Origin of the sequence: Burkholderia sp. Tr-20390, from assembly GCF_017104595.1 — a bacterium.
GTDB lineage: Bacteria > Pseudomonadota > Gammaproteobacteria > Burkholderiales > Burkholderiaceae > Burkholderia.
This window is the reverse complement of the sequence record NZ_JAAGPC010000006.1, coordinates 82,827-102,273: the sequence shown is the minus strand read 5'-3', so window position 1 is coordinate 102,273 and position 19,447 is coordinate 82,827. Positions and strand designations below refer to the sequence as shown.

Genomic DNA, 19,447 nt, shown 5'->3' with positions numbered 1-19,447 from the left:
CGCCGTCACGCCGTGGCGAGCCACGCAACGCGCCGGCATGCATCGCCCGCCAGGTCGGACGCGTCGAACGGGAACTCGATGCCGCGCGGCGCGTGCTGCGGCAGCACCGCGAGCACGCCGGTCACGAGCGGATCGTTCGGGGCCGGCGCGGTGGCGAAACGACGCGCGCCCTCGCCCGCGACTGCCTTGCAGTGAATGTATTCCACATGCGGCGCGAGCACTTGCGCGCAATCAAGCGGCGCTTCGCCCGGCCACTGCCAGTTGCCGATGTCGAACGTCATCCCGAGCGCATCGGGCACGCCGGCCGCGGCCAGTGCGTCGAACAGCCCGCGGAACTGCGCGAGCGCGCCGCCGACCGGAAGCTGGCCGTTTTCGACCACCACGCGGGCCCGCGCGCCGCGCGACAGCGCGACGATCTCGGCCGCGTGCGCGTCGCCGGCGAAGCCGCCGAGCTGGAATTTCACGAAGCGCGCGCCGAGCGCGTCGGCTTCCGCAAGCGCGCTGCGCAATGCGTCCGCATCGAGCGCGCCCGTTTCCGTGTACAGGTTGGCCGGCGTCGAGAACACCGACCACAGACCGTGGCCGGCCAGTTGCGCGCCGAGCGCGGCCAGCGCGCCAGGCGCGGCCGCCTCTTCCGACGCGAACAGTTCACGCCGCACCTCGAAGCCGGTCGCACCGGCTGCCGCCGCGGTCGCGATGAATGCGCTGTGGCCCTCCTGACGCACGCGGTCCATCCCGAATGCGCTCGCCACGATCACGATGTCTGTCATGTTGCCCTTTTTCACCGGAATGGAACCGGTTCCATTTGCTTGAGACGGATGGTGCGCTTCGCTTCGGACCCACGCCATAGAGGAAATCCCTAAGACGGTGCACGGCGCGAACGCGCGCCCGACGGCGCGCAACGCACGTTCCCGGGCCGGGTTCGTTCGCTCAGGCGCTGTCGTGCGCGAGGCTCATTTCGAGGAATTGGGCGGCGACCCGCGACGGCGCACCGCCGTGCGGCACGAGAATGGAAAAGTGACGAGTGAGCGGCTTGGGCGCGAGCGAGCGCAGGACGAGCGCGGCATCGTCGTGACGCAGCGACATCGCCGATACGAACCCGACGCCCATCCCGGCCCGCACGGCTTCCTTCACGGCCTCGACGCCCGCGATCTCGAACGCGACGCGCATCGGCGCCGCGCCTTGCGCGAACGCACGCTCGACGAGCTGCCGCACGGCGGACCCCGCCTCGCGCAGCACGAGCGGATGGGCGGCCAGCGCGTCGAGCGTGACCCCGGCCGCATATTCCGGAGCGGCCAGCGGATGGCCGGTCGGCACGATCGCCACGATCTCGTCCTCGCGCCACGCGTGCACCGCGGTGCCCGGCGGCAGTGCCTCGCCGGGCGGCCCTTCGATCATTGCGATATCGAGCGACGGCAGCGCCGCGACCACGTCGGCCGTGTTGCCGCTCATCGTCTGGATCGCCACGCGCGGCGCGCGCGGCTGGAACGCCGCGATCAGGTACGGCAGCAGGTAACTCGCGGGCGTCGTGCTCGCGCCGATGCGCAGCGTGCCGGCCTCGAGGCCGCGTACCGCGTCACGAAACGCACGTGCCTGCGCGAAGGTGTCGCGCTGCGCCTTCGCGTACTGCGCGAGCTGCTCGCCGACCGGGGTCAGGCGGATACCGCGGCCTTCGCGCTGGTACAGCGGCTCGCCGAATTCGTCCTGGAGCAGCCGCAACTGGCCCGACACGGCCGGCTGCGACAGATGCAGCGCCACGGCGGCGTGGCTGATGTTCAGGTGCTCGGCGACGGCGGCGAACGTTATCAGTTGATCCGGGGTCATGGGGATAAATTATCGGCTTTCCGGATAGTTTACGTCACAAATCACAATTTTTCATATCGATATAACGAAATTAGGATTACACCATCGCAACACGCTCCATCACGGTGCTTCCATGTCCACTGCTCCGACTCCCCATCTCAGCCCCGCCGCGCCGTCGATGCGCGGCCAGTTGAACGGCGTGCTGTTCGTCGCGCTGTTCGCCGCCGCCGTCACGAGCCTGTCACAGCTTCCCGCGATCGCGGGGCTCGGCCTGTCGCCGCTGATCGTCGGCATCGTCGCGGGCGCGTTGTACGGCAACGCGCTGCGCGACGGCATGCCGGCCAGCTGGGCGGCCGGCGTCAATTTCTCCGCGCGCAAGCTGCTGCGCATCGCGGTCGCGTTCTTCGGGTTGCGCGTGAGCCTGCAGGAAATCGCGCAGGTCGGGCTGCCGGGCCTGACGGTGTCGGTGCTGGTCGTCGTCAGCACGCTCGTGATCGGCACCTGGGCCGGCATGAAGATCATGAAGCTCGACCGCGATTCCGCGCTGCTGACCGCCGCCGGCAGCGCGATCTGCGGCGCGGCCGCCGTGCTCGCATTCGAATCGACGCTGCAGTCGAAGCCGCACCAGAGCGCGATGGCCGTGGGCAGCGTCGTGCTGTTCGGCACGCTGTCGATGTTCCTGTACCCGATCGCGTATCACGCCGGGCTGCTGAACCTCGATCCGGCCGGCCTCGGCCTGTTCTTCGGCGGCACGATCCACGAGGTCGCGCAGGTGGTCGGCGCGGCGAGCGACATCAGCCCGCAGGTCGCGCACATCGCGACGATCGTCAAGATGACCCGCGTGATGCTGCTGGTGCCGGTGCTGCTGGTGCTCGGCGGGTGGCTGGCCCGCTCGGCACGCGCCACTGCCGGCGGCGCGCACGGCAAGCGGAAGGTGGCCGTGCCCTGGTTCGCACTCGGCTTCCTCGGCTTCGTGATCGTCAATTCGCTGAACGTGCTGCCCGCCGACGTCACCCACACGCTGAACGTGCTCGACACCTTTGCGCTGACGATGGCCATGACCGCGCTCGGCATCGAAACCCGCGTCGCGCAGATCCGCGCAGCCGGCCCCCGGGCGCTGATGACCGGCCTGATCCTGTACGTGTGGCTGATCGCCGGCGGCTACGGGATCACCTGGGCCGTGCAGCACTGGCTTGGCTGAGTTGCCCGCCCGTGACACTTCGCGCGCCGCGCCCGACGGGAAGGTCCCGCGGGCGCGGCGCAGTGCTATGCTTCGCGTCGTTTTCCATCGCCCTCTTTCAGCCGTGCTCTCGTTCCTGCTGAAGCTGCGCACTCGCGCCCAAACGCTGTTCCGCCTGTCGGACTCCCATACGATGCTGATCTGGTCGGCCATCGTCGGCGTCGGCGGCGCCTTTGCCACGATGGCGTTCCGCGAAGGCATCGACCTGATGCAGCACCTGATCTCCGGGCAAAGCGGCAGCTTCGTGCAGATGGCCAAGCGCCTGCCGTGGTACGTGCGGTTCTGGATGCCGGCCGCAGGCGGCTTCCTCGCCGGCTGCGTGCTGCTGCTCGCGACCCGCGGCGCCAAGCAGGCCGCCAAGACCGACTACATGGAATCGGTCGCGCTCGGCAACGGCATCGTGCCGGTCCGCCAGAGCCTGTGGCGCAGCGTGTCGTCGCTGCTGACGATCGGCAGCGGCGGCTCGATCGGCCGCGAAGGCCCGATGGTGCAGCTCGCGGCGCTCGCCGCGTCGCTGGTCGGCCGCTTCGTGCACTTCGACCCGCCGCGCCTGCGCCTGCTGGTCGCCTGCGGGGCGGCCGCCGGCATCACGTCCGCGTACAACGCGCCGATCGCCGGCGCCTTCTTCGTGTCGGAGATCGTGCTCGGCGGCATCGCCATGGAAAGTCTCGGGCCGATGATCGTCTCGTCGGTCGTCGCGAACATCGTGATGCGCGAATTCGCCGGCTACCGGCCGCCGTACGAGATGCCGGTGTTTCCGGCCGTCACCGGCCCCGAAGTGCTGCTGTTCGTCGTGCTCGGCGCGCTGTGCGGCGTGCTCGCGCCGCAGTTCCTGCACCTGCTCGATGCGTCGAAGAACCAGTTCAAGCGGCTGCCCGTGCCGCTGCCCGTGCGGCTCGCGCTCGGCGGCCTCGTCGTCGGCGTGATCTCGGTCTGGGTGCCGGACGTGTGGGGCAACGGCTACAGCGTGGTGAACCTCATCCTCCATTCGCCGTGGACCTGGCAGGCACTCGTCGCGGTGCTCGTGTTCAAGGTGATCGCGACCTCCGCCACCGTCGGCTCCGGCGCGATCGGCGGGGTGTTCACGCCGACGCTGTTCGTCGGCGCGGTGTTCGGCTCGCTGTTCGGGCTCGCGATGCAAGCCGTGTGGCCCGGCCATACGTCGGCGTACTTCGCGTACGCGATCGTCGGGATGGGCGCGTTCCTGACGGGCGCCACGCAGGCGCCGCTGATGGCGATCCTGATGATCTTCGAGATGACGCTCAGCTACCAGGTCGTGCTGCCGCTGCTGGTGTCCTGCGTCTTCGCGTACTTCGTCGCGCGCGCGACCGGCACGACGTCGATGTACGAGATCACGCTGCACCACCACCAGGATGCCGAGGAACGCAGCCGGATCCGCACCACGCAGATGCGCGAGCTGATCCAGCCCGCGCAGACGGTCGTGCCGCTCACCGCGAGCGTCGCCGACATGACGCGCGTGTTCCTCGAATATCCGGTGAAGTATCTGTACGTGACCGACGACGCCGGGCGCTTTCGCGGCGCGGTCGCGCTGAAGGACATCACGTCGGACCTGCTCGACAAGCGCGACACGGCCGACAAGACGGCCGCGCACTATGTGCACACGCCGTTTCCGCTGCTCACGCCCGACATGCCGCTCGCCACCGCGCTCGAACGGTTCATGGCGTTCCAGGGCGAACGCCTGCCGGTGATCGAAAGCGAAGCCGAGCCGACGCTCGCCGGGGTCGTCTACAAGACGTCGCTGCTCGATGCGTACCGGCGGATGACCGGCGAGCGCTGACCGGCCGGTTCGTCGCCGGCAGCGTGACGAAGGTGGCCCGAGGCCGGAGCCCGCTCAGTCCGGCGCGCGCCCAAGCACCACGCGCGCGAAGAACCCCGCCAGCACCGACTCGGCCACCTCGGCCGACACGTGCTGCGGATCGGCCGAGTAGTACGACTGCACGCCGTCGCACAGGCACATCAGCCCGAACGCCAGCGTCTCCGCCGGCAGCAGCAGCGGCGTACCCGCGCGCTCGGAGAAGCGCCGGATGAACTCGGCCATCTGCAGGCGCTTGCCATGCAGGAACTGGTTGAAGCGCACGCGGAATTTCGCGTCGCGCGCGGCCTGCAGCTTCGCCTCGCCCCACAGCAGCGAATATTCGTCGTCCTGAAACAGCGTCCGGTAATACGCGAGCGACATCGACTCCATCTGCTCGCGCGTGCCGCCCCCGTCGAAGATCGCCTGGAAATCGGCCTGCACCTCCGCGTGATTGCGCTCCAGCAATGCCAGCAGCAGGTCGGACTTGCTGCGGAAATTCGAGTAGAACGCGCCGCGCGTATAGCCGGCCGCCGCCGCGATGTCCTCGACGCTCGCGGCGACAAAACCTTTCTTCAGAAAAATACGGTGCGCGGCAATCAGCAGACGTTCGCGCGTCTGGTCCCTGCTCTGCTCGCGAGTTAAGCGCTGTGGTTTCATGGCGCGCAGTCTAGCACCCTTTACCTTTCGGATTCATCTTTGCATTCAGATACAGGTGTGTATTAGAATTCGCCACAGTTTCTGAAAGATGGTGTCCGCACGCCCGTGCCGGCGCCGCTCGGGGCAAGCGCCCGCCGCGCTTGCCGGCTTCGTTCCGCTCTCGCTCTCACCTCATCTGGGGGTTTCGTGAATCGCTCCGGTTCCCGCGTCGCGCTGCTGGTCGGCGCCGCGCTCGTCGTCGCCGCCTGTCATCCGAAAGAATCCGCGCCGCCCGCCCCACGCCCCGTCGTCGCGCTGCCCGCTCATGCCGACGACGCTGCCGTCGCCCGCACGCTCCCCGGCGAGATCCAGCCGCGCTACGCCACCCCGCTGTCGTTCCGCATCGCCGGCAAGATCATCGAGCGCAAGGTGCGCCTCGGCGATACGGTCAAGGTCGGCCAGGTCGTCGCGCTGCTCGATCCGTCCGACGTCGAGAAGAACGCCGCGAGCGCGCAGGCGCAACTCGATGCCGCGACGCACAGCCTCGCGTTCGCGAAGCAGCAGCTCGACCGCGATCGCGCGCAGGCGCGCGAAAACCTGATCGCGACCGCGCAGCTCGAGCAGACCGAGAACAGCTACACGTCGGCGCTCGCGCAGCGCGACCAGGCGCAGCAGCAGCTCGCGCTCGCGAAGAACCAGCTCCGCTACGCGACGCTCGTCGCCGACCACGCGGGCTATATCACCGCCGAACAGGCCGACACCGGCCAGAACGTGTCGGCCGGCCAGGCCGTCTACCAGCTCGCGTGGTCCGGCGACGTCGACGTCGTCAGCGACGTGCCCGAGGCCGCGCTTGCATCGCTCACGCCGGGCCACGCGGCCACCGTCACGCTGCCGTCGCTGCCGGGCCGCCCGTTCGCCGCGAAGGTGCGAGAAATCGCACCGGCCGCCGATCCGCAAAGCCGCACGTATCGCGTGAAGCTCACGCTCGCCGCGCCCGATCCGGCGATCCGGCTCGGGATGACGGCCAGCGTCGCGTTCGACGGCGCACCGGCCGCCGGCGACGCGCAATCGATCACGCTGCCCGCGACCGCGCTGTTCCATGACGGCCAGCAGCCGGCCGTGTGGGTCGTGCGCACGAAGGACGACACGCTCGAGCTGCGCCGCGTCGACGTCGCGCGCTTCAACGAGCGCACGGTGACGGTGTCGCACGGGCTGCAGCCCGGTGAACGCGTCGTGCTGCAGGGCGTGCACACGGTCAGCGCGGGCGAGAAGGTCCGCGCGATCGCGCCGCTGCATCCGGAGGACTTCGCATCGTGAGCGTTTCCTACGAAGAAGGCCGCTTCAACCTGTCGGCGTGGGCGCTGCGCCACCAGGCGCTGGTCGTCTACCTGATCGCGCTCGCGACGCTCGCGGGCATCCTTGCCTACACCCGCCTCGCGCAATCCGAAGACCCGCCGTTCACGTTCCGCGTGATGGTGATCCGCACGTTCTGGCCCGGCGCGACCGCGCGGCAGGTGCAGGAACAGGTCACCGACCGGATCGGCCGCAAGCTGCAGGAAACGCCGGCCATCGACTTCCTGCGCAGCTACTCGCGCCCCGGCGAATCGCTGATCTTCTTCACGATGAAGGATTCGGCGCCCGTGAAGGACGTGCCGGAAACCTGGTACCAGATCCGCAAGAAGGTCGGCGACATCGGCTATACGCTGCCGCCCGGCGTGCAGGGCCCGTTCTTCAACGACGAATTCGGCGACGTCTATACCAACATCTGGACGCTCGAAGGCGACGGCTTCACGCCCGCGCAGCTCCACGATTACGCCGACCAGCTGCGCACCGTGCTGCTGCGCGTGCCGGGTGTCGGCAAGGTCGACTATTTCGGCGACCCCGACCAGCGGATCTTCATCGAGGTCAACAACGCGCAGCTCACGCGCCTCGGCATCTCGCCGCAGCAGCTCGGGCAGGCGATCAACGCGCAGAACGACATCTCGTCGGCCGGCACGCTGACGACCGCCGACGACCGCGTGTTCGTGCGGCCGAGCGGCCAGTTCGACAACGTCGACGCGATTGCCGACACGCTGATCCGCATCAACGGCCGCACGTTCCGGCTCGGCGATCTCGCGACGGTGAAGCGCGGCTACGACGATCCGGCCGTCACGCAGATGCGTTCGAACGGCAAGGCGGTGCTCGGCATCGGCGTCACGATGCAGCCGGGCGGCGACGTGATCCGGCTCGGCAAGGCGCTCGACGCCGAATCGAAGGATCTGCAGGCGCAACTGCCGGCCGGCCTCAAGCTGACGCTGGTATCGAGCATGCCGCATGCGGTCGCGCATTCGGTCGATGACTTCCTCGAAGCCGTCGCGGAAGCCGTCGCGATCGTGCTGGTGGTGAGCCTCGTGTCGCTCGGCCTGCGCACCGGGATGGTGGTCGTGATCTCGATTCCCGTGGTGCTCGCGGTCACCGCTCTCTTCATGTACCTGTTCGACATCGGGCTGCACAAGGTGTCGCTCGGCACGCTCGTGCTCGCGCTCGGGCTGCTGGTCGACGACGCGATCATCGCGGTCGAGATGATGGCCGTGAAGCTCGAACAGGGCTACACCCGTGCCCGCGCCGCCGCGTTCGCCTATACGAGCACCGCGTTCCCGATGCTGACGGGCACGCTCGTCACCGTGTCGGGCTTCCTGCCGATCGCGCTCGCGAAATCGAGCACCGGCGAATACACGCGCTCGATCTTCGAGGTGTCTGCGATCGCACTGATCGCGTCGTGGTTCGCGGCGGTCGTGCTGATCCCGCTGCTCGGCTTCCACCTGCTGCCCGAGCGCAAGCGGCAAGCGCATGAAGCGCACCTGCCCGACGACCACGAGCACGACATCTACGACACGCGCTTCTACCGGCGGCTGCGCGGCTGGATCGACTGGTGCATCGAACGGCGCTTCGTCGTGCTGCTGATCACCGGCGCGCTGTTCGTCGTCGCGCTGATGGGCTTCACGCTCGTGCCGCAGCAGTTCTTCCCGAGCTCCGACCGCCCCGAGCTGCTGGTCGACCTGCGGCTGCCCGAAGGCGCGTCGTTCGCGGCGACGCTGCGCGAGACCGAACGGCTCGAGAAAGTGATCGACAAGCGCCCCGAGATCGATCATTCGGTGAACTTCGTCGGCAGCGGCGCGCCGCGCTTCTACCTGCCGCTCGACCAGCAGCTTCAACTGCCGAACTTCGCGCAGTTCGTGATCACCGCGAAATCGGTGAAGGACCGCGAAAAGCTCGCGACCTGGCTCGAAACCACGTTGCGCGAGCAGTTCCCGGCCGTGCGCTCGCGGCTGTCGCGGCTCGAGAACGGCCCGCCGGTCGGCTATCCGGTGCAATTCCGCGTGAGCGGCGACAGCATCGCGACGGTCCGCTCGATCGCCGAGAAGGTCGCGGCGACGATGCGCGGCGACGCACGCACGGTCAACGTCCAGTTCGACTGGGACGAGCCGGCCGAGCGCTCGGTGCGCTTCGAGATCGACCAGAAGAAGGCGCGCGAGCTGAACGTCACGTCGCAGGACGTGTCGAGCTTCCTCGCGATGACGCTGTCCGGCACGACCGTCACGCAGTACCGCGAGCGCGACAAGCTGATCGCGGTCGACCTGCGCGCGCCGCGCGCCGATCGTGTCGATCCGGGCAAGCTCGCCGGCCTCGCGCTGCCGACCCCGAATGGCCCCGTGCCGCTCGGCTCGCTCGGCCGCTTCAAGCCGACGCTCGAATACGGCGTCGTGTGGGAGCGCGACCGCCAGCCGACCATCACCGTGCAGTCCGACGTGCGCGCCGGCGCGCAGGGCATCGACGTCACCCATGCGGTCGACGCGAAGCTGAACACGTTGCGCGCGCAACTGCCGGTCGGCTACCAGATCAACATCGGCGGCTCGGTCGAGGAAAGCGCGAAGGCGCAGAAGTCGATCAATGCGCAGATGCCGCTGATGGCGATCGCCGTGTTCACGCTGCTGATGATCCAGCTGCAGAGCTTCTCGCGCGTGCTGATGGTCGTGCTGACCGCGCCGCTCGGGCTGATCGGCGTGGTCGCGACGCTGCTGCTGTTCGGCCAGCCGTTCGGCTTCGTCGCGATGCTCGGCGTGATCGCGATGTTCGGGATCATCATGCGCAACTCGGTGATCCTCGTCGACCAGATCGAGCAGGACATCGCGGTCGGCCACCGCCGTATCGACGCGATCATCGGCGCGACCGTGCGGCGCTTCCGCCCGATCACGCTGACGGCCGCGGCCGCCGTACTCGCGCTGATCCCGCTGCTGCGCTCGAACTTCTTCGGGCCGATGGCAACCGCGCTGATGGGCGGCATCACGAGCGCGACCGTGCTGACGCTGTTCTACCTGCCTGCGCTGTATGCGACGTGGTTCCGCGTGAAGCACGACGAACGCGACCCGCATGACGGCCCGCCGCCTGGCGGCACGCCTGCCGCGCCGTCGGGAGCCTGACCATGGATCGATCGATGAACCTGAAAACACACGCCGTGCGGGCACTCGCGGTGGCGAGCCTCGCCGGCCCGCTCGCGGGCTGCGCCTGGTTCGCGCCGAGCGGCGAGCCGCCCGCGATGCCGTCGCCCGCGCACTATGGCGCCGCGCCGCAAGTCCAGCAGACCGTGTCCGCGCAAGGCGTCACGCAGCAGTTCGAGGTCGGCGCGCAACCGGTGCCCGACTGGTGGAAACAGTACCGCTCCGACGCGCTGAACGCGCTCGTCGACGAAGGGCTGCGCAACAGCCCGACGTTGAGCGCGGCATCCCACTCGCTCGATGCCGCGCGCGAACAGTTGCGCGGGCAGATCGGCAGCTCGATGCTGCCGTCGATCGACGCGGGCGGCCAGGCGACCCGCCAGCGCGCGCTCGGCGTGCCGATTCCCGCGCTCGGCGCGCCGACGCTGCTGTACGACACGTTCGTCGGGCAGCTGCAGGCGAGCTACACGATCGACCTGTTCGGCGCGTCGCGTTTCGCAAACCGCGCGCTGGCCCGCCGCGTCGACGTCAGCGCGTTCCAGCTCGAATCCGCGCGACGCGCGCTGGCCGCGAACATCGTCACCGCGTCGATCACGGTGTCGGTGCTGAATGCGCAGATCAATACGACCGAGCGGCTCGTCGCGCTCGCCAACGATCAGGCGCACGATGCCGAACGCCGTTACGCGCTCGGATCGGCCTCGCGCAGCGACGCGCTGAACGCGCGGCAAAGCGCCGACACGTTCGCGGCAAGCCTGCCCGCGCTGCGCCAGCAGCGCGACTCGGCGCGCCATGCGCTCGCGGTGCTGGTCGGCCGCACGCCTGACCAGCCGCCGGCCGATCTGACGCTCGCCGACCTGCACCTGCCCGAGCAGGTGCCCGTCGTCGTGCCGTCGGACCTGCTGCAAAGCCGCCCGGACATCCAGGCGGCCGACGCGGGGCTGAAGGCGGCCGCGGCCGAAGTCGGCCTCGCGACCGCGCAGATGTTCCCGCAACTGTCGCTGTCGGCGGCGATGGGTAAAGGCGGCTTCAGCTGGCCGACGATGCTGTCGGGCGCCGGCTCGATCTGGAACATCGGCGCGTCGCTGAGCCAGCCGATCTTCCATGGCGGCGCGCTGCTCGCGCAGCGCCGCGCGGCGAAGGCGACCTACGAGGCCGCCGTCGACCAGTACAAGCAGGCCGTGCTCGGCGCGTTCCAGAACGTCGCCGATTCGCTCGCCGCGCTCGAGCACGATGCGGAGGCGCTCGACGCGTCGTCCCGTGCCGCGCTGTCCGCGCGCGGCGCGTACGACGACGCGGCGGCCCGCGTGCGGCTCGGCGCACTGCCGCCGTCGGCCGCGCGCGCCAGCGAGCTGCAGTATCGCAACTCACGGCTCGACGAGATCCGCGCGACCGGCGCGCGGTTCGCGGATACCGCGCGGCTTTACCAGGCGATGGGCACGCCGCCGGTCGACAAGACTGACAAGGCCGACCAGTCGGGCAAGACCGACAAGTCGGCCGACGCGTCCGCCACCGGCCAGCAAGCGCGCGCCGCCGGCGCCGACACCCCGCCTTCGCCGCAATAAGCCGGCCCTGCGATCGGGTGCGCGGAATCCCGCCGCGCACCCGATTTCCGATCTTCCGCTTGACCCTCACGTAGCGTAACGTTCGAGACTCCAGTGTGCGACCCGAATGGAGGAACGAATGCGACTGAAAGTGGGAGAACTGGCGAAACGCAGCGGGCTGACTGTCCGCACGCTTCATCACTATCACGCGATCGGTCTGCTGACGCCTTCGGCGCGCGCCGACAACGGCTACCGGCTGTACGACCGCCACGACATCGCCCGGCTCCACCAGATCCAGGCGCTGCGTCGCTTCGGCCTGTCGCTCACCGAAATCGGCGACCACCTGAACCAGCCCGACACGCCGCTCGTCGAGATCGTCGCGAAGCAGATCGCGCTGCTCGACCGTCAGCTCGCGCAGACCACGCAGCTGCGCGAGCGGCTCGTAAACCTGCATGCGCAGCTCGCCGCGGGCACGGAGCCGGAGCTGGCTGATTGGCTCACCACACTGGAGTTGATGACCGTGTACGACAAATATTTTTCCGAGGAAGAACTCGCGCGCCTGCCGATGTACCAGAAGAGCCAGGCGGGCGACGCCGAATGGATCGCACTCGTCGACGAGGTGCGTGCGCTGCACGACGCGGGCGTGCCCGCCGAGGACGAACGCACCCGTGCGCTCGCCAGCCGCTGGATGGCGCTGCTCGTGCGCGACACGAACGGCGATCCACGGCTGCTGGCGAAGCTGAACCTGATGCACGAACACGAACCGGCGATGCAGTCGAAGATCGGCATTTCGACCGCGCTGCGCGACTATGTGCTGCGCGCGTCATCGGAAACCAAGATGCGGATCTTCGAGAAGTATCTCGCGCCGGACGAGATCCGCTTCATGCGGGCGCACTATGGTGAAAGCGCGATGGCATGGCCGCAACTGATGGGCGACGTGCGCGATGCCATCGATGCGGGCGCTCGGCCGGATTCACCGGAAGGCCGCGCGCTCGCGCAGCGCTGGCTCACGCTGTTCTGCAGCTATGCCGGCAACGATCCGGCCACGCACGCGAAATTCCGCCACGCGATGATGAACGAGCCGTCGCTGACGAAGGATTCGTGGATCGACGACACGCTGATCGGCTTCGTGCGGGAGGCGATGGCGCAGCTGGCGCCGGCGCGTTGAGCAGGTTGAGCGCATGAGCTTGCGGGCGGCAGGCGGGTTTTCCGTGTGTCGCCCGCTTCACCTTTGCAACCCGTGCGCGGCGCGGGACCGGCGGCACGCCGCCACCACGTCACCTCGGCACCTGGAAGTCACGGTGTGTCAGTCCGCCTCGCCGACACCGTCATCGCTGAACGCGAGCAGGTCGCCTGGCTGGCAGTCGAGATAGCGGCAGATCGCCTCGAGCGTTGCGAAGCGGATGCCCTTGACCTTCCCTTGCTTGAGCAGCGACAGATTCTGTTCGGTGATGCCGACGGCGGCCGCGAGATCCTTCGAGCGGACCTTGCGCGTCGCGAGCATCACATCGAGCCTGACCACGATCGACATGGCGCGCCTCAGACGAACTGCCGATGCTCGGCGTCGAGCGTACTCGCCTGCCGGAGGATGTGTGCGATCACGGCAATGCAGGCCGCGGTGAACAGCGCGACGACGTACGGCAGACCGAAGCCGATGCTGACCATCCGCTGGCCGACCGGTTCGAGCATCGTCGCCCACATACTGAGGAGCGGTTCGCACAGTACGCTCAGCAATACCCACAGGCCGATCGCGCGCCCGGTCTTGCCGAGATGGCCGGCCGCTTGCGCGGAGAAGTAGTCGCGCTGCGCATACGTGCGGAACAGCAGACGCAGGTGACGCAGGCCGTTCGCAAGCGCGACGAGCGGTACGCCCGACAACAGAAAGCCGCCGACCTTCTGCCACCACGGGAACGCAGCGACGTCGACGTTCAGGTTGGAGATCACCGAGTCGGACAAGCCGAATGCAAACCCGGGCCCAGTTCGACTCAGGATCAACGACGGAAAGGCCCAGAACGCTGCGTTAAGCACCAACAAGCCGACGATCAACGACAGCGTGACGGCAGCCATGCACTGGCTGATACGGGCAATGCGATCGGAATGCATGCGAAGTCCTCGGCGGGAAATGAATGTGCGTTGAGTGTACACCGAAAATTATCGTAAAACGATAATTAATCATCGCACATCCATGATTTCTTATCGTACAGCACGCTCGATTCACCTCGACAGGCGCATGTCGAACGCACCGTCGCGGCCGCCGCGCGCGTCCCTACCGATAGTCGCGCACGCTGATCCCGTGCCAGTGCTTCGTCATGTAGCGCAGAAACGCGGGTTGGGCTTTCAGGTCCGCATTCGGCACGGGCGCCGCGCCGCCGTCCATGAACTTGCCGTTGACCGTGACCGTTTCCTCGCCGCGCAGCACGTACTTCGTGCCCTGGTCGATCAGGAAGTATTTGACCTGGTCGGCGCTCACATCACCGCGACAGCCGATCTTGTACGCGAACAGGAACTGCTTGCGGCCGTTGCCGAGCAGGTCGCGCATTTCGATCGACGCGGGGACGACGTCGAGAATCACGTCGACCGGGCATGCCTTCACGTAGTCACGCACGGTCCAGTCGGGCCGGCCGTCGAGCGTCGCGGCGACCTTGAGTTCGACGTCGTCGCCGGACTCGGTTCTCGCGAGCGTCACCGCATGCGCGCCGGCCGCGTCGGTCCACGTGTACTCGGCGGCGGCCTGCGCCACGTTGCACAGCGCAGAGGCTGCTAGAAACAGGCAAGGCGAAAGGAGGCGTCTTTTCATCGGCGAGGGGGAGGCAGATTCGAACGCGCCATTATCGACAAAGCCGCCTGCCGCTGCCAGCCACCCGTCGCGTGCGCACGCTCAGCGCTCGCGCGTCCCGAGCCCCAGTGCCTTCATCCGCCGGTACAACGTCCGCTCGCTCATCCCGACCTGCTCGGCGAGCGCCTTGCGCGTGCCGTCGAACGTGCGCGCGATGCGCACGAGTTCCGCGTCCGACACGCCGCGCGCATCGGCAGCCCGGTCCTGCGGCGCGCCCGATGCGGCGACCAGCTCTGCGGGCAGATGCTCGATCCGGATCGTCCCGTCGTCCGCGAACAGGCACGCGCGTTCGAGCACGTTGCGCAGCTCGCGGATGTTGCCCGGCCACGCGTACGCATCGAGACACGCGAGCGCGCGCTCGGTCAGCACGAACGGCCGGGCCGCGAACGGCCGCGCGCCCGCATCGCCCGCACTGGCACGCGTGTTCGCGATCCGCCGCAGGATCGATTCGGCCAGCAGCGCGACGTCCCCGCGCCGCTCGCGCAGCGCCGGCAATGGAATCGGAAACGCGTTGATCCGGTAGTAGAGGTCCTGCCGGAACCGGCCGTCGTCGATCATCTCGCGCAGCGGCTTGTGCGTAGCCGCGACCAGCCGGAAATCCGCACGCAGCGCCTCGACGCCGCCCACACGGCGGAACGTGCCCGACTCGATCAGGCGCAGCAGCTTCACCTGCATCGGCAGCGGCACGTCGCCGATCTCGTCGAGAAACAGCGTGCCGCCCTGCGCGGTCTCGACGAGGCCCGGCTTGCGCTGGTTCGCACCCGTGAACGCGCCCTTCTCGTAACCGAACAGTTCGCTCTCGAACAGCGTCTCGGCGATCCCCGAACAATCGACGACGACGAACGGCCCCATCGCGCGGTCGCTCGCCTCGTGCAGCGCGCGGGCGAACAGCTCCTTGCCGGTGCCCGATTCGCCGAGCAGCAGCACCGGCAACATCGACGGCGCGACGCGCTGCAACGCGCCGAGCGCCGCATTGAACGCGTCGGCGCCGCCGACGAGCCCTTCCGCGCTCGGCTGCGCGGACGCGCTGCGCACCGTCGTCAGCCGCTCGACGTACGCGATCACGTTGCCGTCGGCATCGAAGATCGGCCGCAATTCGACGTCGACATGCTCGGGGCCGCGCGGCGTATGGTGGATGTGCAGCACGCGGTTCAGCCCGCGCGATTCGAGCGCCTGCTTCATCGGGCAATGCTCGCCGGCCTGGTCGCACGGCACGTCGTAGTGATGCGAGACCTGGAAACAGTGCCGGCCCACGTGCTCGACGCCCGCGACCCCGAACTGGCGCCGGTACGCATCGTTCGCCGCGAGGATGCGGTAGTCGGGATCGACGACGATCATCGGCTGCGGATCCTGCTCGAGATACGCGACGAGCGCGCGCACGTCGGGCATGGCGTCGCGGCGCGGCGCGGGGACGATCGGGATGGTGTCGTGCGGATTCATGCGGACGCTCGGTGAAAGGCAGCCTGACGAACTGCCAGGCAGGCTGCCAATTCTGCCACGACACTGCCAAACATGGCAGTCAGCAGCCGCAGCCGGGTGCCGCCAACACCCGCGCATCGCTGCAACTGCACCGAAAACCCGAGCCGAATCAAGTCCCTGGCGGATCGGCCGGTGCGTCGGCGCACGCTGGCACGCTTCTTGAGTAACCCATCCCGATTGCAGATGCAGAACCCGATCGAGGACACCCCGTGAGCCATGCCACCACGCTGTCGGTCGAAGGCTTTTTCGACCCGGCGACCCACACCGTCAGCTATCTGCTGCTCGATACCGTGAGCCGCGCGTGCGCGCTGATCGACAGCGTGCTCGACTACGACCCGAAATCCGGCCGCACGCACACCGCGAGCGCCGACCGGCTGATCGCCCGCGTCGCCGAACTCGGCGCGGACGTGCACTGGCTGCTGGAAACCCACGTGCACGCCGACCACCTGTCGGCCGCGCCGTACCTGAAGGAACACGTCGGCGGCCGGATCGCGATCGGCTCGCACGTGCGCCGCGTGCAGCACGTGTTCGGCACGCTGTTCAACGCGGGCCCCGGCTTCGCGCAGGACGGTCGCCAGTTCGACCGGCTGCTCGACGACGGTGACACGCTCGCGCTCGGCGCGCTGACGATCCGCGCGTTGCATACGCCGGGCCACACGCCCGCATGCATGACCTACTGCGTCGACGACGCGACACAGCGCGCGGCATTCGTCGGCGACACGCTGTTCATGCCCGACTACGGCACGGCCCGCTGCGACTTCCCCGGCGGCGACGCGCGCACGCTGTACCGCTCGATCGCGCGCGTGCTCGGCCTGCCGCCCGACACGCGCCTGTACCTGTGCCACGACTACCAGCCGGGTGGCCGCGACGTGCAGTTCGAGACGACCGTGGCCGAGCAGCGCCGCGCGAACGTGCACGTGAAGGACGGCGTGACCGAGGACGATTTCGTCGCGATGCGCACCGCGCGCGACGCCACGCTCGCGATGCCCGTGCTGATGCTGCCGTCCGTGCAGGTCAACATGCGCGCCGGCCACCTGCCCGAGCCCGAAGACAACGGCGTGCGCTACCTGAAGATCCCGCTCGACGCGATCTGAGCGACACGCCCCCCATCCGGAGACCCCCGACATGACCATCCGCAAGCTGACCGACACGCTGTCGGTCTCGCCGCAGATCGCGGCGGCCGACCTGCCCGCGCTTCACGCGGCCGGCATCCGCGCGATCATCTGCAACCGCCCCGACGGCGAAGGCCCCGACCAGCCGACCGTCACCGAAATCCGCGCGGTCGCCGCGCCGCTCGGCATCGACGTGCATTACCTGCCGGTCGATACCGGCAAGGTGACCGACGACCAGGCCGCGCAGTTCGGCGCGCTCGTCGCGTCGCTCGAAGGGCCGGTGCTCGCGTACTGCCGCAGCGGCACGCGCTCGGCCACGCTGTGGGCGCTGTCGCAAGCCGGCCTGCGTCCGCTGAACGACATCGTCGCGACGGCCGCTGCGGCCGGCTACGACCTGCACGCGATCGCCTCACGCGTCGCGCAAGGCGGCAGGCAGGCGGCACCGGCCGTCGACGCGCGGCACGACATCGTGATCGTCGGCGCGGGCGCAGCAGGCATCGCGGTTGCATCGAGCCTGCTCGCGCGTGACGCATCGCTCGACATCGCGGTGATCGATCCGGCCGACGTCCACTACTACCAGCCGGGCTGGACGATGGTCGGCGCGGGCGTATTCCGGCCCGAGACCACCGCACGCCGGATGACCGACGTGCTGCCGCGCGGCGTGCACCGGATCCAGGCCGCCGTCGCGGGCTTCGAGCCCGACGCGCACACGGTCGTGCTCGACGGCTGCCGCCGCATCGGCTATCGCAAGCTCGTCGTGTGCCCGGGGCTCAAGCTCGACTGGCACGGGATCGAAGGCCTGGCCGACACGCTCGGCCGCAACGGCGTCACGTCCAACTACCGCTACGATCTCGCGCCGTACACGTGGGAACTCGTTCGCGCATTCCGCGGCGGCAACGCGCTCTTCACGCAGCCGCCGATGCCGATCAAGTGCGCGGGCGCGCCGCAGAAGGCGATGTACCTGTCGTGCGACCACTGGCGGCGCGCGGGCCGCCTCGAGGCCGCGAACGTCGAGTTCCTGAATGCTGGTGCCGCGTTGTTCGGCGTCGCCGACTACGTGCCCGCGCTGATGGAATACGTGAAAAGCTACGACATCGCGCTGTCGTTCGGCCACAACCTCGTGTCGATCGACGGGCCCGCGCGACGCGCGACGTTCACGCGCGCGCTGCCGGACGGCGGCAAGGAAACCGTCGTGCGTGCGTTCGACATGATCCACGTCGTGCCGCCGCAGAAGGCGCCCGACTTCGTGCGGTCGAGCCCGCTCGCCGATGCAGCCGGCTGGATCGACGTCGATCCGGCGACGCTGCGGCACAAGCAGTATCCGGACGTCTACGCGCTCGGCGACGCCACCAACACGACCAACGCGAAAACGGCCGCGGCCGCCCGCAAGCAGGCGCCAGTGGTCGCGCACAACCTGCTCGCGTCGCTCGGCCGCGCGCACGGCGATGCCGCCTATGACGGCTACGGCTCGTGCCCGCTCACCGTCGAGCGCGGCAAGATCGTGCTCGCCGAATTCCTGTACGGCGGCAAGGTCGCGCCGACCTTCCCCGCGTGGCTGATCGACGGCAAGCGCCCGTCGCGGCTCGCGTGGCTGCTCAAGGAGCGCGTGCTGCCGCCGCTTTACTGGAAGGCGATGCTCAAGGGCCGCGAATGGCTTGCGAAGCCCGCGATCGCACGTTGACCGGAGCCCGCTGACGTCATGCTGATTTCCCTCGTACTGGGCGGTTTCGTCGGCGCCGTGCTGGGCCTGACCGGCGCCGGCGGCGGCATCCTCGCGGTGCCCGCGCTCGTCGTCGGCATGGGCTGGCCGATGCAGCAGGCCACGCCCGTCGCGCTCGTCGCAGTGGCCGGCAGCGCCGCGCTCGGCGCGCTCGAAGGTTTCCGCCGCGGGCTCGTGCGCTATCGCGCGGCGCTGCTGATGGCCGTGGCCGGCGTGCCGCTGACCACGCTCGGCGTGCGGCTCGCGCACGTGCTGCCGCAACGCCTGCTGCTCGCGTTGTTCGCGCTGACGATGCTGGTCGTCGCCGGCCGCCTGTTGTTGCAAGCGCTGCGGCACGCGCCGGTCGACGCGGAAGCGTCGCCGCTGTGCGTCGGCCGCGTGAATCCCGATACGGGCCGGCTCGTGTGGTCCTGGCCGGTCGGCGTCGCGCTGGCGTCGACCGGCGCGATGACGGGCCTGATGACGGGGCTGCTCGGTGTCGGCGGCGGCTTCGTGATCGTGCCGATGCTGCGCAAGTTCACGAACGTGTCGATGCACGGTGTCGTCGCGACGTCGCTGATGGTGATCGCGCTCGTCGGCACCGGCGGCGTGTTCGCCACGCTCGTGTCGGGCACGCGCGCACCGCTCGACGTGACGCTGTGGTTCACCGTCGCCACCGCGCTCGGCATGGCCGCCGGTCGTGGCGCGTCGCGCCACCTCGCCGCGCGGCACGTGCAGGCCGGGTTCGCGGCCGTGCTCGTGTGCGTCGCGCTCGGGCTGCTGGCGAAGGCGGCGTTCGGCGCGTAGGGC

Annotated in this window: 17 protein-coding genes; 10 read left to right on the top strand and 7 right to left on the bottom strand. The window is 69.0% G+C overall.

Annotated elements, in window-relative coordinates; translation table 11 throughout:
• Positions 1 to 5: 5 nt before the first annotated feature.
• A complete protein-coding gene (locus G3N98_RS04100) occupies positions 6 to 770 on the bottom strand; it encodes a sugar phosphate isomerase/epimerase (protein WP_206147289.1) in 765 nt (254 codons plus the stop codon).
• A 160-nt stretch (positions 771 to 930) separates the two neighbouring features.
• Positions 931 to 1,824 carry a LysR family transcriptional regulator gene (locus G3N98_RS04095; protein ID WP_089472880.1) on the bottom strand — a complete coding sequence of 298 codons (894 nt, stop codon included), beginning with the start codon at positions 1,822 to 1,824 and terminating at the stop codon, positions 931 to 933.
• A 112-nt stretch (positions 1,825 to 1,936) separates the two neighbouring features.
• Here G3N98_RS04095 and G3N98_RS04090 point away from each other — a divergent pair, with 112 nt between their 5' ends.
• Complete coding sequence (locus G3N98_RS04090; protein ID WP_089425506.1) at positions 1,937 to 3,004, top strand: YeiH family protein; 1,068 nt, start codon at positions 1,937 to 1,939, stop codon at positions 3,002 to 3,004.
• A 103-nt stretch (positions 3,005 to 3,107) separates the two neighbouring features.
• Positions 3,108 to 4,841 (top strand): ClcB-like voltage-gated chloride channel protein, encoded by a 1,734-nt coding sequence (locus G3N98_RS04085; RefSeq protein WP_206147306.1) that lies wholly within the window; start codon positions 3,108 to 3,110, stop codon positions 4,839 to 4,841.
• A 54-nt stretch (positions 4,842 to 4,895) separates the two neighbouring features.
• On the opposite strand, the gene G3N98_RS04080 is transcribed toward G3N98_RS04085, so the two are convergent.
• Positions 4,896 to 5,516: a TetR/AcrR family transcriptional regulator gene (locus G3N98_RS04080; RefSeq protein WP_089425509.1), complete on the bottom strand. Its 621-nt coding sequence runs from the start codon at positions 5,514 to 5,516 to the stop codon at positions 4,896 to 4,898.
• Between the two features lie 186 nt (positions 5,517 to 5,702).
• On the opposite strand from G3N98_RS04080, the gene G3N98_RS04075 reads away from it, so the two are divergent.
• The 4 genes from G3N98_RS04075 (at position 5,703) to G3N98_RS04060 (ending at position 12,679) form a co-directional block, all read left to right on the top strand.
• A complete protein-coding gene (locus G3N98_RS04075; protein ID WP_089425510.1) occupies positions 5,703 to 6,812 on the top strand; it encodes an efflux RND transporter periplasmic adaptor subunit in 1,110 nt (369 codons plus the stop codon).
• Positions 6,809 to 9,955: an efflux RND transporter permease subunit gene (locus G3N98_RS04070; protein ID WP_206147287.1), complete on the top strand. Its 3,147-nt coding sequence runs from the start codon at positions 6,809 to 6,811 to the stop codon at positions 9,953 to 9,955. Before G3N98_RS04075 ends, G3N98_RS04070 begins: the two co-directional genes overlap by 4 nt.
• A gap of 2 nt (positions 9,956 to 9,957) precedes the next feature.
• A complete protein-coding gene (locus G3N98_RS04065; protein ID WP_206147286.1) occupies positions 9,958 to 11,532 on the top strand; it encodes an efflux transporter outer membrane subunit in 1,575 nt (524 codons plus the stop codon).
• A 118-nt stretch (positions 11,533 to 11,650) separates the two neighbouring features.
• Complete coding sequence (locus tag G3N98_RS04060; RefSeq protein WP_206147284.1) at positions 11,651 to 12,679, top strand: MerR family transcriptional regulator; 1,029 nt, start codon at positions 11,651 to 11,653, stop codon at positions 12,677 to 12,679.
• A 138-nt stretch (positions 12,680 to 12,817) separates the two neighbouring features.
• On the opposite strand, the gene G3N98_RS04055 is transcribed toward G3N98_RS04060, so the two are convergent.
• The 4 genes from G3N98_RS04055 to G3N98_RS04040 all read right to left on the bottom strand — a co-directional run bounded on the left by G3N98_RS04055 (position 12,818) and on the right by G3N98_RS04040 (position 15,787).
• Positions 12,818 to 13,042, bottom strand: a complete 225-nt coding sequence (locus G3N98_RS04055) for a helix-turn-helix transcriptional regulator (protein ID WP_089472884.1) — start codon at positions 13,040 to 13,042, stop codon at positions 12,818 to 12,820.
• 8 nt (positions 13,043 to 13,050) lie between these two features.
• Positions 13,051 to 13,614, bottom strand: coding sequence for a DUF2975 domain-containing protein (locus G3N98_RS04050; RefSeq protein ID WP_089472885.1), 564 nt, complete (start codon positions 13,612 to 13,614; stop codon positions 13,051 to 13,053).
• A 163-nt stretch (positions 13,615 to 13,777) separates the two neighbouring features.
• Entirely contained in the window at positions 13,778 to 14,308 is a 531-nt protein-coding gene (locus G3N98_RS04045; protein WP_206147282.1) for a DUF4124 domain-containing protein, read from the bottom strand.
• Between the two features lie 81 nt (positions 14,309 to 14,389).
• Positions 14,390 to 15,787, bottom strand: coding sequence for a sigma 54-interacting transcriptional regulator (locus G3N98_RS04040; RefSeq protein ID WP_206147280.1), 1,398 nt, complete (start codon positions 15,785 to 15,787; stop codon positions 14,390 to 14,392).
• Positions 15,788 to 15,859: 72 nt separating this feature from the next.
• Here G3N98_RS04040 and G3N98_RS04035 point away from each other — a divergent pair, with 72 nt between their 5' ends.
• The 4 genes from G3N98_RS04035 to G3N98_RS04020 are packed head-to-tail and all read left to right on the top strand — an operon-like array spanning position 15,860 to position 19,444.
• Complete coding sequence (locus G3N98_RS04035; RefSeq protein ID WP_206147278.1) at positions 15,860 to 16,039, top strand: hypothetical protein; 180 nt, start codon at positions 15,860 to 15,862, stop codon at positions 16,037 to 16,039.
• Positions 16,036 to 16,920 carry an MBL fold metallo-hydrolase gene (locus G3N98_RS04030; RefSeq protein WP_206147276.1) on the top strand — a complete coding sequence of 295 codons (885 nt, stop codon included), beginning with the start codon at positions 16,036 to 16,038 and terminating at the stop codon, positions 16,918 to 16,920. The genes G3N98_RS04035 and G3N98_RS04030 overlap by 4 nt, the downstream gene beginning before the upstream one ends.
• 31 nt (positions 16,921 to 16,951) lie before the next feature.
• Positions 16,952 to 18,619, top strand: a complete 1,668-nt coding sequence (locus tag G3N98_RS04025; RefSeq protein ID WP_206147274.1) for a bifunctional protein tyrosine phosphatase family protein/NAD(P)/FAD-dependent oxidoreductase — start codon at positions 16,952 to 16,954, stop codon at positions 18,617 to 18,619.
• An 18-nt stretch (positions 18,620 to 18,637) separates the two neighbouring features.
• Positions 18,638 to 19,444: a sulfite exporter TauE/SafE family protein gene (locus tag G3N98_RS04020; RefSeq protein WP_206147273.1), complete on the top strand. Its 807-nt coding sequence runs from the start codon at positions 18,638 to 18,640 to the stop codon at positions 19,442 to 19,444.
• Positions 19,445 to 19,447 lie beyond the last annotated feature (3 nt).